Origin of the sequence: Klebsiella sp. 64, from assembly GCF_018223915.1 — a bacterium.
Classification (GTDB): Bacteria; Pseudomonadota; Gammaproteobacteria; order Enterobacterales; family Enterobacteriaceae; genus Klebsiella; species Klebsiella pneumoniae.
The window spans coordinates 1-1,029 of the sequence record NZ_JAGRQZ010000068.1; the positions used below are offsets into that span (position 1 = coordinate 1).

A 1,029-nucleotide genomic window follows, 5' to 3' on the forward strand; every position below is an offset into this window, starting at 1 on the left:
TTCTCAAAATCGGTGGAGCTGCATGACAAGGTCATCGGGCATTATCTGAACATAAAACATTGTCAGTAAGTTGGAGTCATTACCGGCCTACAGTATTGGGAAGCTTTTGGATGCCGCGTCAGCGACATGGAGGCGCCAGATGAGGTTACATGTGTCTGTGTTGTAAAACGGCGCCGAAAGCCCGGCGTAGCCGGTTGCCGGGCTATAAATTCTGCCACCCTATCCCCTGCCCTGATTAGCCTTAATTCGCGAACAGCAATGAAGAAGTCAAAGTAATCCCTTCTAACCCCGGTGAGCGGGCTTTACGGCGTTTACGACGTAAAGGGCGTGATTTCCGGGGCCTTAGCGGCGGCAGCTTGCTGCTGACGCTTAGGGGGATGTTCATCAACTATTTCAGCGACACCAGGGAACTTAACACGGTAGCTGCAAAGCCCTAATCCCGCTCACCGCCACGCAGCTGCCGCACGTTCCCCACGGGGGTGCGCCGTACTGCGCGTTAGCGGCCGCACGCGGCCGGTTACGGGGGACACTCCGCCATACGACCAGCGACCCGCTGAGCTGCACAATCCACGGATAACACAAGCTACATACATGTCGATATGGGAATCGGCCCACCTTGCCGTGCGCCGGTGCTGTGTGGGAATCAGCCCATCTTCATGACAAAAATTTGTCAAATGACAGGCTCATGTGTGCTGATTTATGTCAGACGGGATTTTGCTTATCAATTATTGAGAACAGAAATTTTCCTGAATCATCAATACTATACTTAGCAAGTAAAGGTGTTTTCTCATTTATCTGCTTGAGTGCAGGATCAAGGAAATATCGTTTCAACTCTGCCAAGTTCTTCTGCAGGGATTCCGGTAAGACGAAACGGTCATTTAACCAAGCATGAGTAGTAACCCATAAGCCTGAAGATTTGAATTGAGCAAGACTTTCATAAAGGCGGATCGTCCGGGGATTTCGAAGACTGCCACAATCGCGGAGCGAGTAGGTGGTGAACTGGTTGGTAATGACTCCAACTTACTGACA

2 protein-coding genes are annotated in these 1,029 nt (G+C 50.8%); one reads left to right on the top strand and one right to left on the bottom strand.

Annotated elements, in window-relative coordinates:
- On the top strand, positions 1–69 hold a 69-nt coding region (locus KHQ23_RS26170), incomplete at its 5' end, for an IS1 family transposase (protein ID WP_139264407.1).
- Positions 70–702: 633 nt separating this feature from the next.
- On the opposite strand, the gene KHQ23_RS26175 is transcribed toward KHQ23_RS26170, so the two are convergent.
- The gene (locus KHQ23_RS26175) at positions 703–1,011 is read right to left on the bottom strand and encodes a replication initiation protein (protein ID WP_223862079.1); all 309 of its coding nucleotides are present in this window, start codon (positions 1,009–1,011) and stop codon (positions 703–705) included.
- Positions 1,012–1,029 lie beyond the last annotated feature (18 nt).